A 13,968-nucleotide genomic window follows, 5' to 3' on the forward strand; every position below is an offset into this window, starting at 1 on the left:
CCTCTATGAAAATATTAAATATATTAAAAAAAGAAATACTTCAAAATTTGAGAGATAAAAAATCTATGCTTTTAATGACCTTGTTTCCTATGCTTTTAATTACTATACTAGGAACGGTTTTTTCAGGAAATTTTGCATCTACAATTAATATCCCAGAGATTAATGTTATGTATTCTATAAATAAGGATGTAAAAATAGATAAAAACTTTAAGGATTTTACTAAAGAAATTGAAAAAACTATGAAAGTTAATTTTAAAGAAACTAAAGATGAAAAGGATGCTTTAGAAAAAATAAGTAATGGTAAAACTGATGTATATATAAAGATTCCAAATGATAAAAAAATATATATTTATGAAAATAATTTGCGAGCATTTAACTCCCAATTAGTTAGTACTTTGTTGGATGCTTTTGTGGATAAAGTGAATATGACAAAAGAAGTGGTATCAAAGAATCCAATGGCTTTGTCTAAAATAAAAGTTAATACCTCACCTAATTTTGTAAATACAAAAACTATAGATGGTAAAGATTCTCCAAGGGGAATAGATTATTATGCTGTTACTATGCTTACTATGACTATTTTATATGGAACAGCAGTAGGAGCTATGAGTATTGCTAGTGAAATAAAAAGAAGAACTTATAAAAGATTAATCTGTAGTAATACCTCACCTTTAAAAATATTATTTTCAAAAATATTAGCTTCTTTTTTGGTTATAGCCTTTCAAAGTTTTTTAATATATTTGTTTAGTAAATATATTTTAGGGACAAATTGGGGGAATAATAAATTAGCTTTGGTTTCTGTGGTAGCATCTTTAATATTTATGGCAGTATCTGCAGGGGTTTGTATAGCTAATACTATAAAAAATGAAGGGGTTATGTCTATAATTATATATATGTTCGTACCTATTTTAACTTTCCTCGGAGGAGGTTATGTACCTTTAGAACCAATAGGAAGCAAAATGTTAAATTCTGTATCAAATATATCACCACTTAAATGGAGCAATGATGCTATATTTAAAATTATTTTTGGCAATAATCTAAGTATATTTGGCATAACTATGCTAATTAATATAGGGGCTGGAGTTTTATTTTTATTAATAGCTATATTATTTCCAAGAAAGGATGTGATATAAAATGAAACAAGTATTTTTATTAACCAAAAGTATTTTAAAAAGAACCTTTAGAAAAAAGTCTAATATAATAACCTTTATATTACTTCCTTTATTGGCTGTATTTATAGCTTTATTTTTAAATGCCTCTGGAACTTCTTATAGCAAAATAGGAGTGGTAGATTTAAATGAATCTTATTTATCTAAAGATATGATAAAATCAATAGATTCTAAGAAAAATTTTGTTGTAGTTAAAGTTTCAAAGAATAATATGAATAAACAATTATTGGATAAAAAAGTAGATTGTGTAGTAGTTATTCCTAAGGATTTTCATAAGGAAATAATAGAGGGTAATTTTAAAAAACTAGATATAATATCTGTTAGAGGAGAAGATATTACTTCTTGGATAAAAAATTATTTGAATTATTATATAGATACTCTTAATAATATAAGTACGGTTTCTAATAAGAATGAAAAAACTTTTAAAGATATGTATGATGGATTTAAAAAACAAGATTTAAAGCTTAATTATAAATCTATAGGAGATAAAACTAAGAGTAAATCCGTAACAAAACAAAGCATAGGGTTATTACTTGTATTTATGCTTATAGCCTCTAGTACAGCATCATCTTTTATATTAAGGGATAAAGCTAATAAAACATATTATAGAATATTTTGTTCTAATATTAGTAAAAGTAAATATATAATAGCTAATGTAATAGCTAATTTTATAATTTTTTTAATACAGATATTTGTAATTTTGTTTATGTCATTATATGTTCTGAAACTTAATTTTTATATAGATACAAAGATAATGTTTATAATATTATGTTCCTTCGGATTTGTATCTATTGGTTTTGGAATAATTATTGCAGCTTTTTCTAAAAGTCTTAATCAATCATCCTATTTATCAAATATACTAATAACTCCAACGTGTATGCTATCAGGATGCTTTTGGCCTTTAGATATGATGCCAAACTTTATGCAAAAATTAGCTAATATATTTCCTCAGACCTGGATACTTAAAACTATAGATTCTCTTCAACAAGGGAAGAGTTTTAATGAGGTTGTTTTATATATTGGTATAGTAATTTTATTTGCAGTAAGTTTTTTTATTATAGGAATATTAAAATTAACTAAGGATGAAAACTTAAAAAGTATTTTTTAAGATATAAAAAATAAATATTGATAAAAATTTTTAAATAGGTTTTTATTAAAATTAGTGGACTAAAATAAAATTAGTATGTTAATATTTGTAAAGTTATAAAAGCATTTTGAGAATTTTAAAGTTGATATAATGTGAATATATGAATATCCATTTATTTTATATTAATATTTATTTAATTGTTGTATTTATTTAAATTTGCTATAATTGTTTTGAAGTTTCAATTTTAGGAGAGGATGAGTTTTTTGGACTTAAACTATAGAATACTTTCAAAAATACTAATAATACCAGCTATATTAGTAGGTCTTACAGTACATGAATTTGCTCATGCCTATGTAGCAGATAAATTAGGGGATAAAACTCCTAAATTTCAAGGAAGATTAACATTAAATCCCTTTTCACATATAGACATTATAGGTTTTGTAATGATATTATTGATTGGATTTGGATGGGCTAAACCAGTACAAATTAATCCAAGTGCATTAAAAAGAGGATATAAAGATGAGATAAAAGTTTCTGTAGCAGGGGTAACTGCAAATGTAATTACAGCATTTTTATTTGCATTATTAACAGCTTTCTTGTTAAAGTTAAATTTAGTGAACTTTGGAGATATAACTTCCTTAGGTGGTATAATAGGTTTAATATTGAACTATATAGTTAGAATAAATTGTATGCTAGCAATATTTAATTTAATGCCTATACCAGGACTTGATGGCTTTGACATATTGAGAGATTTATGGCCTAAGACTTTTTATAAAATATCTGATGTAATTTATAGATATCAAATGATTATTCTATTGATATTTGTGGTAACTCCTATTTCATCATTTTTAGTAGGAATTCCAACTAATTTTTTACATTATTCTTTTATGAAAATAGCTATGACTATATTTTAGAATTTAAAAAAGAGTTCCTCAAAATTATATTCATTTTGAGGAACTTTTTTAGTTAGTGGAAATTATAGAAAACTTACATAAAATAAAAGTAATTGTAAAACTGATTTATTGCTTAAAAATAAAAAGATTGTTGATTCAATTGCAAATAATGAATAGAATTAATGATATAAATGCATTTTATGTTTTGTGATATATAAATTTAAAACTGTATTTTTTATTAATATGCTTAGCATACTAAGTGGGAGAATTTTATGAGAGAATACATAATTTATAATAAAATGATAATATTTTTATATTGTGCATATACGTATACGGAACAAAGAGTTTATACTTGGACTATTTTATATTTTCTTTTATATATAATATTTAACTTTTCTATAGAAATTTCAAAAAACAATAAGGCAAAACTTATTTTAAATTTGTGTTCTATAATTTTGTGGTTATTGTTTATAAGCAAGGGTGAATTTAATATATTTTWAATAATAGTTAATATATATGATATAAACTATTATTTTAATGAGAAAAATCATATAGCATTAATTATAATTTTTATATTAAGTTGTTTTATTCCTTATGAAATAGCCAAGGAATTTTTAGTAATAGCTCTACTAAGTCTTATGAATTTTTTATTGTATAAAAAATGTTATAAAAGGATAATTGAATTGACGGAAAAAAATTATAATATTACACAAAAAAACCATAACTTAAATAATCAAATAGTTCTAAATGAAAAGCAAGAAAATTATAATTTATATTTGTCACAATTGGAGGAAAGAAATAAAATTTCTCAGGAAATACACGATAAAATAGGACATGTGTTAGCAGGGAATATAATGCAGTTGGAAGCTTGTAAAATATTAATGGAGAAGGATAAAGAAAAAAGTGAAAAATTAATAGAAAAATCCATATCATCTTTAAGAGAGGGATTAGAAGAAGTAAGGTTAACAGTTAGAAATTTAAAACCTCCAAGGGAACAATTAGGTTTGACAAAGATAGAAACTGTTATAAATAATTTTATGTTAAAAACAGATATAGATACAAAATTGGTTACTAAAGGGGATTTAAGTTTAGTAGGCTACAAGCAGTGGAAAATAATTCAGGAAAGTTTGCAGGAATGTCTTACCAATATAATAAAATACTCTAAAGCTACCAAAGTTTCTATAATTATAGAAGAGCTAAATAAATTCATAAAGTTTAATATAAAGGATAATGGAATAGGGTGTATAAATATAGAAAAAGGAATGGGAATGAGAGGGATAGAGGAAAGATGCGAAAATGAAAATGGTAAATTAATAATAGATGGAGGAGATGGTTTTTCACTCATAATACTTTTACCTAAGTAAAAAATTATTTTTGGTGAACACATTGTAAATTGCTCATTCTTTAGTAATAACACTTAAGGTTAAGAAATAATTTATTTTCTATATATTTTAAGATTGTATGTATTTAAAATAGTAATGTAATTAGAAAGTGTATTTAAAATATAATTAATGTATAAAAAAGGGGGGAATAGAGTGATTAAGGTTTTAATTGCAGATGACGATGCTTTTATAAGAGAAAGCTTAAGTATAATATTAGATATGGATGAAGATATAAAGATAGAGAAAACCGTAGAAAATGGATTGCAAGCAGTAGAATATTGTAGAAATAATAAAATAGATATAGCACTTTTAGATATAAGAATGCCTATTATGAATGGAGTAGAAGCTACAAAAATAATAAGCAAAGAAGGTTATGGGAAGGTTTTAATATTAACTACTTTTGATGAGGATGATTACATAAGAGAAGCTCTTCATTTTGGGGCTAAGGGATATATTTTAAAAAACAATACTCCAGATACTATAATAGATACTATAAAAATGGTTTATAAAGGTAATTCTGTTATACAGGACGTAGTTATGGATAAAGTACTTAATTCCTGTAAATCAAATATTAAAAATATTAATAAAGATATGTTTTCAAGAAGGGAAATAGATGTAATAGAGGCTATATCAGAAGGATTATCTAATAAAGAAATATCAGCAAAATTATTTATTTCAGAGGGAACTGTAAAAAATTATATAAGTTCTATTTTATCTAAGACTGGTTTAGAACATAGAACTCAAATAGCCATATACCATTTGAAGGGGGAATTAAGTGATTCTTAGCTTTAGATAGAATTTGATTATAAGGATACCCGCTCCAGTTAAATCTTAGAAGAACTTATTCAAAGATATAGTTTTCGTTATTTATAATATTTAATAATATAAAGATATTGTGGTAGGTAGGCAGGGGATAATTAAATATATTACTTTCGTCATACATATAAAATGACCTTTTACACTGATGTGAAGGGTCATTTTTTTATAGAATTAAGTTATCCGATGACTACCCGCTCTAATACTTCCATCTTTTTCAAAGTGAGAGTAAAGAGCGGATACGTTCCTGGATAACGATTTCTAGGCTTTACAGGGAGTGAAAACTCCCTCTAAAGCCAAGAACTCTGTTTATAAACTAAGTTCTAATTTAGTTTAATTAAACCATTATATCAGCAAGGGTTTGCTTAAGAATATACTTTACTAGATCTGATATCACTAACAGAGTTTCTAGGAGCTTGGTCCTTATTAATGAAGGATATAGATATATGAACAGCAGTTAAAAAGTATTGGATAATTATAATTTTGTTAAGGTATTTGTTAAATATATGAAATAGTATAGAAAGGAAGTGAATATTTAGTGGGGAGGTATAGATTCAATACATTGTCTCACTAAAGATAATTTATGAATATTGTTAAAATAGATAATTTGAGTAAGAATTTTAGGAAAGTTACAGCTTTAGATAATGTAAGTTTAGAAATAAAAGAAGGAGATATATATGGACTTTTGGGGCCAAATGGTGCAGGGAAAAGTACCATGATAAATATAATTAGCGGACTATTAAATTTTAATAAGGGAAATATTGAAATTTTAGGTAAGGACATAAAAAATAATATGAGGGAAATTAAAAAAAATATAGGCGTAGTTCCTCAGGATATAGCTTTATATAAAGAACTTACTGCCTATGAAAATATTAAATTTTTTACTTCTCTTTATGGTTTTAAGGGAGATGAGTTAAAAAATAGAGTGGAAAAAGCATTGGAATTTGTTGGACTAAAGGATAAGGCTAAGGGACACCCTAATGAATTTTCTGGGGGAATGAAAAGAAGATTGAATATTGCTTGTGCTATTTCTCACACACCTAAATTAATAATAATGGATGAGCCTACAGTAGGTATAGATCCACAATCAAGAAATCACATATTACAATCAGTAAAAAAACTTAATGAGATGGGATCAACCATAATATATACTAGTCATTACATGGAGGAAGTTGAAGAAATATGTACTAATATAGGAATAATAGATCATGGTAAATTGGTGGCAGAGGGTACAAAGGAAGAATTAAAAGCAATAGTTAGAGATAAAAATACAGTATATATAACAGTTGGTGGAATAGAAAATATTGATGAAAAAGAAATAAAAGATATAAATGGAGTTACTGATGTATATGTGAAAGATAATTTAATAAAAATAGATAGCTATAAGGAGGTAAATAATTTAGATAAAATAATTTTGTTTTTTACTAATAAAAATATCCCTATTAAAAATGTTGAAACTAAAAATCCGGATTTAGAAACTGTATTTTTAAGTTTAACAGGAAGAAAATTAAGAGATTAAGGGTGAGGAAAATGAAATTTTTAAATATAGCTATTAATGAAATAAAAATTAATTTTAGAGATAAAAAAAGTATGATAATGTTTATAATTTGGCCTATGATGCTTATTACAGTGCTAGGATTTTCTTTAAATAGTGCTTTTAATAAAATTGATTTATTCAAGGATACTAAAGTTATATATACCATGGGAGAAGATACAAAGAATAAACAAGCATTTGAAGAATTTTTAGATATAATAAAAAAACAAGGAATAGAAATTTATAAAGAAAATAATACAAAAATAGCTAAGGAGAAAGTTCAAAATAAAGAGTATATTTGTTATTTGAATTTTCATAAAGAGGGTAATAAAATTGATTTTTATAAAAATGATAAATATAGTTCCCAGGCTTCAGTAGTAGAAGTAATAACGAATAGCTTTATTAAAAAATATAATACGGTGGTAGAGGTAATAAAAATAAATCCCACACTTATTAAGAAAGATAATATAAATAAAATAAATAAATATGTGGAAATGGAATCCTTAGAAAATAAAAAAACGCCTAGTTCTTTGGAATATTATGCTGTAGCTATGATAGTAATGATAATTCTATATATATCCTTAGCAGCAGTTAATTCTTTTGGCAATGAATATACTAGAAATACTATAATTAAGTTAACCTCTTCTCCTGCCTCAAAGCATGAGATATTTATAGGAAAAGTATTAGGGTTAACTTTTGTATCTGCAATACAAATCTTATTGGTATTTTTATTTAGTAAATATGCATTAAAAGTGTATTGGGGAAAAAGTGAAGGAATAATACTTTTAGTTTTACTATCAGAAATAATTATGGCTATATTTGCAGGAATATCTATAATATATTTATTCAAAAAACAAAGTGTAGCAGAATCATTTTTAAATGGTATATTGCCCTTTATAACATTTTTGGGAGGGGGATATACACCTATAGACTTTCAGGAGAGTAAAGTATTAGGATTGATTTATGATTTTAATATATTTAGCAAGATTAAGGATGCTATATTTAATAGTATGTTTTTTAATAATAATGATTTAAGTTATAAAATTATAATTATAAATTTATCTATAGCATTTATATTTTTAATTATCTCCTCTTTAAATTTTAGTAGAAGGGAGGCAATATAATGAGGGAAAGCTTATTAATAGTTTTTAATACGATAAAAGTAGCTATGAAGAAAAAGAGTACCATATGGATAACTTTCGTACTACCAATTATATTAGCAGTATTTATGATAATAATGAATACAAGTGGTGGAAGAGATATAAAAATTGGTATAAATAATAAGGATGCTGGAATAATATCTAAAAAATTAATAAAGTACGTAGAAAAAAGAGATAGATTTAAAATAGTAAACGTAAAGGAAAAAGAAATAAATAATTTTATTTCAAAGGAAAAGGTAGATTGTGTAATAGTTATACCACAGGATTTTTCAGAAGAAGTATACAATAATAATATAAAAAGAATAAAAATAGTATCTATAAAAGGAGCTGAAGTTACGGGTTCATTAGAAAATTATTTAAATATATATATAGATAATTTAAAAATTATAGGTAACCTCCATAAGGAGGATAAAAAAAGTTTTGATGAATTTTATAATAAGACTGAAAACGGAATACTTAAACTTAATGTAGAAAAAGTTAAAGATAAATCTAGAGAAAAAGAATTAAGCTATATAACTATAGGAATGTTATTGATGTTTGTATTAACTTCCTCTTCTAATATAAGTAAGTTTATATTAGAAGAAAGAAAAAATAAAACCTATAATAGAATTGCAACAACTCCTGTAAGTCCTAAGCAATATATTTTGGGAAATATACTCTGTAATTTTATGTTTAGTTTAATTCAAATAATTATAGTTATGATTATAGTAGACAAATATGTATTAAAAGAAAATCTTATGGGAAGTAAAAATCTTATAATACTTTTAATATTAATTATGTTTTCTATAGTTGCTATTTCTCTTAGTATATTTATAGTAACTATTTGTAAATCTTCATCAGAAGCCTCTAATTTAAGTGTAATAGTTACAGTATTAAGCACCATGATAGGAGGAGGCTTTTGGGAGATAAAAATAATGCCAAAATTTATGCAGAATTTAGCTAGCTTTACACCACAAAAATGGGCTATTGACGCTATCTTTAAGATAAATACTGGAGCTAATTTTAAAGATATAGGTATAAATATGCTAATTTTAATATTGTTTGCAAGTACATTTTTCATTATTACAGTATATAAGCTAAAAATGGAAAATAAGACAGAGGAGTTTATATAATTTAAAGAAAAAAGTCTAGGAACATATATTTGAAAAATAGGTTCCTAGACTTTAATAGTTTACTAGTATTATAGTTTTTATACTTTCATACATTATAAATTATCTTTAGTTTAATAATCTTCAGTTATTTTGTAGGCTTATCATAAACTACATCAGCTTTAGTAGATACTTCTTCTAACTTTTCTTTTAGGCTTTCTATATTTTGCTGTATATCAGCTAAATCATATTTTGAAACATTATAGTGTAAATAAAGATCTTCAAAAGATTTAACTATATCAACAAAATCTTTCCCAGTATTAATAAATTTATTAAATTTATTACTATTTTTTGCATTTTCAAACTTAGATATATCTATTTTTATGGTGTTTATCACATCTTCTTCTTTCTCAAACTGTCCAATAGCTACATTGTAGGGAGAAATTCTTTCTAAGAAGTATTTATTTTTTTTATCTAAGTGATACATATATTTTATAATGACAGAGTGTATGGTGAATTCAACATAGCATACTATTCCTGTGATTCTATGAATTTTAGCTCCCATTTGTTCTAATAAAAAAGTTAACATTGAATTTTTAACTTTCATATAATTGTCCATTTAAAAGCCCCCCTATAAACTAAGTGAGTTATCCTTTGTTTATATTATACCATTAAGCAAGTATTAATATCCACAATTTTCAAAATATTATAAAATAATTTTAGAATCATTTCAAAAAAAACATTAAAAGATAAGCAGTACATATTATTATTGACACTAACATTACAGGAAATCCAAGTTTAAAGTAGTCCTTAAAAGAAATTTTATAACCACTTTTTTCTGCTATGCCAATTACTACTAGATTAGCAGAAGCTCCGATCATAGTTCCATTTCCACCAAGACAAGCACCCAAAGATAATGCCCACCAAAGTGGAGTTATATTCATACCGCCCATGGTGCCCATAGCTTTTATTAAAGGTATCATAGTAGCTACAAAAGGAATATTATCTATAAATGCAGAGGCAATAGCAGATATCCAAAGCACAAATATTCCCGTCATAACTAGGTTGCCTTTTGTTAGTGACAAGGTTTTTTGTGCTAAGACCTCCATGATGCCAACATCTTCTAAAACCCCAGTCATTATAAATAAACCTATGAAAAAGAATATAGTACCCCATTCTGTTTCTTGTAGTATTTCATCTGGTTCTACCTTGCTTATAGCTAATAATATAGCAGAACCAGCTATGGCGATAGTTGCAGATTCAAAACCCAAATAACTATGAGTTAGGAATCCTACTAAAGTTAAAAATAGTACTGTTAGACATTTTTTCATAAGAGACCTATCACGAATAGCTTTACTTTCATCTAAAGCCATAATTTTTTTCTTATCCTCTTCAGAAGTTTGCATAGAATTTTTATATAATTGGTTTATTCCTAATAATGTAACTATAAGTATTATTATAATTACAGGAGCTAAGTTTTTAACAAAATCTAAAAAGCTTAATCCTGCAGCACTTCCTATCATTAAGTTTGGTGGATCTCCTATTAAAGTAGCAGTGCCTCCTATGTTAGATGCAAATATTTCACACATTAAAAAAGGAATTGGATCTATTTCTAATGTTTTAGTTATAACCAAAGTTACAGGTACTATTAAAAGCACAGTAGTAACGTTGTCTAATACTCCAGATAAAACAGCAGTTATTACAGAAAATAGTATTAATATTTTAATAGGATTCCCCTTAGAAAATTTAGCTGCTTTTATAGCTATATATTCAAAGATACCTGTTCTTTTAGTTATATTTACTATAATCATCATCCCAATTAATAAGCCTATAGTATTAAAATCAATTTTTAAGAAAGCTTTTTCTTGGGTAATTAATTTTAATATGAGCATAATAGCAGCTCCACTTAGAGAAGCAACAACCCTGTTCACCCTTTCCGAAATAATTAATCCATAAACTATTATAAATATAATTGCTGGAAGCATCATGTTAAAATTATTAAGTATTTTAATCATCCCCCTATAAAAAATTTTAGTATGTACCTCTAGATTTTAATACTAATTTGGAAATAAATAAACCCCTTTTCAATTAATTATATATTTAACAAAGATTTCTTATTTTACCGCTTTTTCTAATTCATTAAATAAGGATTTAACACCCTTCCACCAATTAACATCTTCAGCATATGTATTGTTCACCCATTTAAAAGGATCTTGTCCTTTAGGCATAGTATTTAATAAATTAAATACAGTTCTTCCTGCTATTCTAGAGGAATCTTTAATATCAGAATTATACTCCTTCCAACTATGAAAAACATTGAATGGATTATTTCCTATTTTTTTAGCAGACTTATTGTTTTTAGGGACAAAGCCTTGTTCTTGTCCAGTTATTGCAAACAATATTAAAGGATTTATATCAAATTCCTCTGCAGATGCTATTATAGATGAAAAATAAGGTTCGTCTGCTAATAAAGAGTTTTTGGTATATAAATATTTCTTCAGTTTTTCATTATTTAAAGTTTTATATTTAACATATTGGGGTAGATGCTTATTTTTATCAAGAGTATTATTTTTTTTAGTTTTAACATTTTTATTCTCATAAACAATAATATTTTTACTATTAGTTTTAATGCTAGTATTTATATTTAATAAATATATAGATATTAAAGAAATAAATAATATAGTTAATGCAAAAGCAATAGAGTTATTATAAAGTTTAAATATATTATTTTTATATAAAAGATCTATATTGAGTTTTTTAGTAATATTTTTAGGATTATATTTATCATTTATTATATTTGTTGGATTTTGTTTAATATTAATAACATTATTATTAAATTCTGTATGGATATTTTGTAGATAAATAGAATCATCCTTTTTAATTTTTATATCAGGTTGTTCATTTGAGAGCTTAGTGCTAGAATCTTTAGAACTAGAACTAGAACTAGAACTAGAACTAGAACTAGAACTAGAACTAGAACTAGAACTAGAACTAGAACTAGAACTAGAAGTATCTTTAATTTTAGTATTTTTTTCATCATATTTTAGTAAATTATTTCTATATAAACAATTTACTAAAGATTCTTTATCAGTTTTATTTTTTATATTAATATTAGTCCAATTTAATAATATTTCTAGGTTTTCTTTTTTAAAATCTGCATAATCTATATAAGAATAAAAGATATCCCATAAATAAATGGAATCTTTATCATTTAAAAAAGTATTTTTTAAAATAGTATTTTTGAAATCTTTCTGTATTGATTTTGGAAAGAAATCTATTTTACTTTCAATAATATTATGAATAGTAGAAGATACCATATAAGCTTTTTTTTTGCTATCTTCATCTTTATACTTAATATTTATAAATTTCTTGATTTTYTCAATATCATTTTTGCTTATAACTTTAGTGGTTTTTAATTCTTCTAAAAAATTATTCATAATATATGTTCCTATATAATCCTTCCAATAATAATTCTACTAAATAGTATAATTATCGCCATATAATGAGCTTACTTAAATTATTATAGTAAATAATAAACATAATGTGAGGGAAGTACTAGTCTTGTAGTTACTTGTTAGAATAATTACAGCATGGTGAAGTTGTATTTTAAAATATAATTAAATTATAGATTACTAATAATAATAGATGTTATGATATAATATTTCAGTAATAGATTAAAAATATCTGGAGGTTAAAAGATGAGACTTAGAAAGAAATGGTGGGCAAGACCAGAGATAGAAGCTAGTGATAAATTTGCAGATGAACCTAAAGAACTAAAAGGAAGATGGAATGAGGAATTTAATAATAATAATGAAATACATTTAGAATTAGGTTGTGGAAGAGGAGGATTTATATCACAATTAGTAGAAAAAAATAAAGATATAAATTATGTAGGAATAGATTTAAAAGATGAAGTTATAGTTTATGCTATAAGAAAAGTTGAAGAAAAAGAAGAAGAAGTTGAAAGAAAACTTAAAAATATAAAATTTATTACAATGAATATAATGGGAATAGCAGAAGTATTTGATAAAGATGAAATAAGTAAAATATATATAAACTTTTGCAATCCTTGGCCAAAAGAAAGACATAATAAAAGAAGATTAACTCATACGAAATTGCTAACAGAATATAAAAAATTTTTAAAACCAAATACAGAAATATGGTTTAAAACTGATGATAAAGAACTTTTTGAGGATTCACAGGAATATTTTAAGGAAAGTGGATTTAATATAGAATACATCACATATGATCTTCATAATAGTGACTTTAAAGAAAATATAAAAACAGAATATGAAACAAAATTTGAATCTATGGGAATGAAAATAATGTTTTTAAGAGCTAGGTTATCATAAAAGAATTTATATGTAATGAGCTATAGTATAAATTATTTGCCATAGGATAGATGTTAGATTTTGTGAAAACCATTTTAGAAAAGTAAAGAGGGCTAATACATAAATTTAAAAATAATACTAGAAATTAATTAGAGAATTTTAAAAAATATATTTATAAAATATATAAATATATTTTTATTGGGAAACATAATAACATATCCTTAATTGGAGGTGTTATTATGATTGGTGGTAACAATAATTTTGGTAAAGATATTGTAGCTCTAGTAAAAGATGGAAAAGGTGCTGTAACTGGTTATAAATTAAATAATGGTGAATTATTAACTAAAGAACAGGCTATAGAAAGAGCGGCAGAGGGAGAAATAAATGATGTAGTTATAGGTACAGCTCAAAATGGAGAACAATATTTACATGGTATACCAGAAAAAACTGGCGGAATAGATCTTCAAACATTACCAACTGTAAAACAAAACTCATTTGAATAAATTTTAGT

General features: G+C 24.8%; 13 protein-coding genes. 10 read left to right on the forward strand and 3 right to left on the reverse strand.

Features of this window, described 5'->3' with window-relative positions:
- Positions 1-5 precede the first annotated feature (5 nt).
- The 8 genes from ACYUEW_RS06495 to ACYUEW_RS06530 all read left to right on the forward strand — a co-directional run bounded on the left by ACYUEW_RS06495 (position 6) and on the right by ACYUEW_RS06530 (position 9,150).
- On the forward strand, positions 6-1,130 hold the full coding sequence (locus ACYUEW_RS06495) for a SagG family ABC transporter permease subunit (protein WP_460276481.1): 1,125 nt from the start codon (positions 6-8) through the stop codon (positions 1,128-1,130).
- Between the two features lies 1 nt (position 1,131).
- On the forward strand, positions 1,132-2,274 hold the full coding sequence (locus tag ACYUEW_RS06500; RefSeq protein WP_043031287.1) for an ABC transporter permease: 1,143 nt from the start codon (positions 1,132-1,134) through the stop codon (positions 2,272-2,274).
- A 242-nt stretch (positions 2,275-2,516) separates the two neighbouring features.
- The gene (locus ACYUEW_RS06505) at positions 2,517-3,167 is read left to right on the forward strand and encodes a site-2 protease family protein (protein ID WP_072585353.1); all 651 of its coding nucleotides are present in this window, start codon (positions 2,517-2,519) and stop codon (positions 3,165-3,167) included.
- 251 nt (positions 3,168-3,418) lie between these two features.
- The gene (locus tag ACYUEW_RS06510; protein ID WP_460276482.1) at positions 3,419-4,510 is read left to right on the forward strand and encodes a sensor histidine kinase; all 1,092 of its coding nucleotides are present in this window, start codon (positions 3,419-3,421) and stop codon (positions 4,508-4,510) included.
- A gap of 171 nt (positions 4,511-4,681) precedes the next feature.
- Complete coding sequence (locus ACYUEW_RS06515; protein ID WP_242850917.1) at positions 4,682-5,314, forward strand: response regulator transcription factor; 633 nt, start codon at positions 4,682-4,684, stop codon at positions 5,312-5,314.
- A 613-nt stretch (positions 5,315-5,927) separates the two neighbouring features.
- Positions 5,928-6,863 carry an ABC transporter ATP-binding protein gene (locus tag ACYUEW_RS06520; RefSeq protein ID WP_043031293.1) on the forward strand — a complete coding sequence of 312 codons (936 nt, stop codon included), beginning with the start codon at positions 5,928-5,930 and terminating at the stop codon, positions 6,861-6,863.
- An 11-nt stretch (positions 6,864-6,874) separates the two neighbouring features.
- Positions 6,875-8,002, forward strand: a complete 1,128-nt coding sequence (locus ACYUEW_RS06525; RefSeq protein WP_460276483.1) for an ABC transporter permease — start codon at positions 6,875-6,877, stop codon at positions 8,000-8,002.
- The gene (locus ACYUEW_RS06530) at positions 8,002-9,150 is read left to right on the forward strand and encodes an ABC transporter permease (RefSeq protein ID WP_460276484.1); all 1,149 of its coding nucleotides are present in this window, start codon (positions 8,002-8,004) and stop codon (positions 9,148-9,150) included. The genes ACYUEW_RS06525 and ACYUEW_RS06530 overlap by 1 nt, the downstream gene beginning before the upstream one ends.
- 124 nt (positions 9,151-9,274) lie before the next feature.
- Here ACYUEW_RS06530 and ACYUEW_RS06535 read toward each other — a convergent pair whose 3' ends face one another.
- From ACYUEW_RS06535 to ACYUEW_RS06545, 3 genes are all read right to left on the reverse strand, one after another.
- Positions 9,275-9,745, reverse strand: coding sequence for a hypothetical protein (locus ACYUEW_RS06535; protein WP_003488415.1), 471 nt, complete (start codon positions 9,743-9,745; stop codon positions 9,275-9,277).
- Positions 9,746-9,851: 106 nt separating this feature from the next.
- A complete protein-coding gene (locus tag ACYUEW_RS06540) occupies positions 9,852-11,114 on the reverse strand; it encodes an ArsB/NhaD family transporter (RefSeq protein ID WP_042386453.1) in 1,263 nt (420 codons plus the stop codon).
- Between the two features lie 126 nt (positions 11,115-11,240).
- Complete coding sequence (locus ACYUEW_RS06545) at positions 11,241-12,563, reverse strand: hypothetical protein (protein ID WP_460276485.1); 1,323 nt, start codon at positions 12,561-12,563, stop codon at positions 11,241-11,243.
- Positions 12,564-12,824: 261 nt separating this feature from the next.
- On the opposite strand from ACYUEW_RS06545, the gene trmB reads away from it, so the two are divergent.
- Both trmB and ACYUEW_RS06555 read left to right on the forward strand, forming a co-directional pair.
- Positions 12,825-13,478 (forward strand): tRNA (guanosine(46)-N7)-methyltransferase TrmB, encoded by a 654-nt coding sequence (trmB, locus tag ACYUEW_RS06550; protein WP_460276486.1) that lies wholly within the window; start codon positions 12,825-12,827, stop codon positions 13,476-13,478.
- A 218-nt stretch (positions 13,479-13,696) separates the two neighbouring features.
- A complete protein-coding gene (locus ACYUEW_RS06555; RefSeq protein WP_003356414.1) occupies positions 13,697-13,960 on the forward strand; it encodes a DUF3892 domain-containing protein in 264 nt (87 codons plus the stop codon).
- The last annotated feature ends 8 nt before the right edge of the window (positions 13,961-13,968 follow it).

It is taken from the genome of Clostridium sp. CTA-1 (assembly GCF_054768215.1).

Bases quoted from the DNA above. Each gene is read 5' to 3' on its own strand.
- ACYUEW_RS06555 (WP_003356414.1), top strand. From the start codon at position 13,697: ATGATTGGTGGTAACAATAATTTTGGTAAAGATATTGTAGCTCTAGTA.
- ACYUEW_RS06520 (WP_043031293.1), top strand. From the start codon at position 5,928: ATGAATATTGTTAAAATAGATAATTTGAGTAAGAATTTTAGGAAAGTT.
- ACYUEW_RS06535 (WP_003488415.1), bottom strand. From the start codon at position 9,745: ATGGACAATTATATGAAAGTTAAAAATTCAATGTTAACTTTTTTATTA.
- trmB (WP_460276486.1), top strand. From the start codon at position 12,825: ATGAGACTTAGAAAGAAATGGTGGGCAAGACCAGAGATAGAAGCTAGT.
- ACYUEW_RS06525 (WP_460276483.1), top strand. From the start codon at position 6,875: ATGAAATTTTTAAATATAGCTATTAATGAAATAAAAATTAATTTTAGA.
- ACYUEW_RS06500 (WP_043031287.1), top strand. From the start codon at position 1,132: ATGAAACAAGTATTTTTATTAACCAAAAGTATTTTAAAAAGAACCTTT.
- ACYUEW_RS06495 (WP_460276481.1), top strand. From the start codon at position 6: ATGAAAATATTAAATATATTAAAAAAAGAAATACTTCAAAATTTGAGA.
- ACYUEW_RS06530 (WP_460276484.1), top strand. From the start codon at position 8,002: ATGAGGGAAAGCTTATTAATAGTTTTTAATACGATAAAAGTAGCTATG.
- ACYUEW_RS06540 (WP_042386453.1), bottom strand. From the start codon at position 11,114: ATGATGCTTCCAGCAATTATATTTATAATAGTTTATGGATTAATTATT.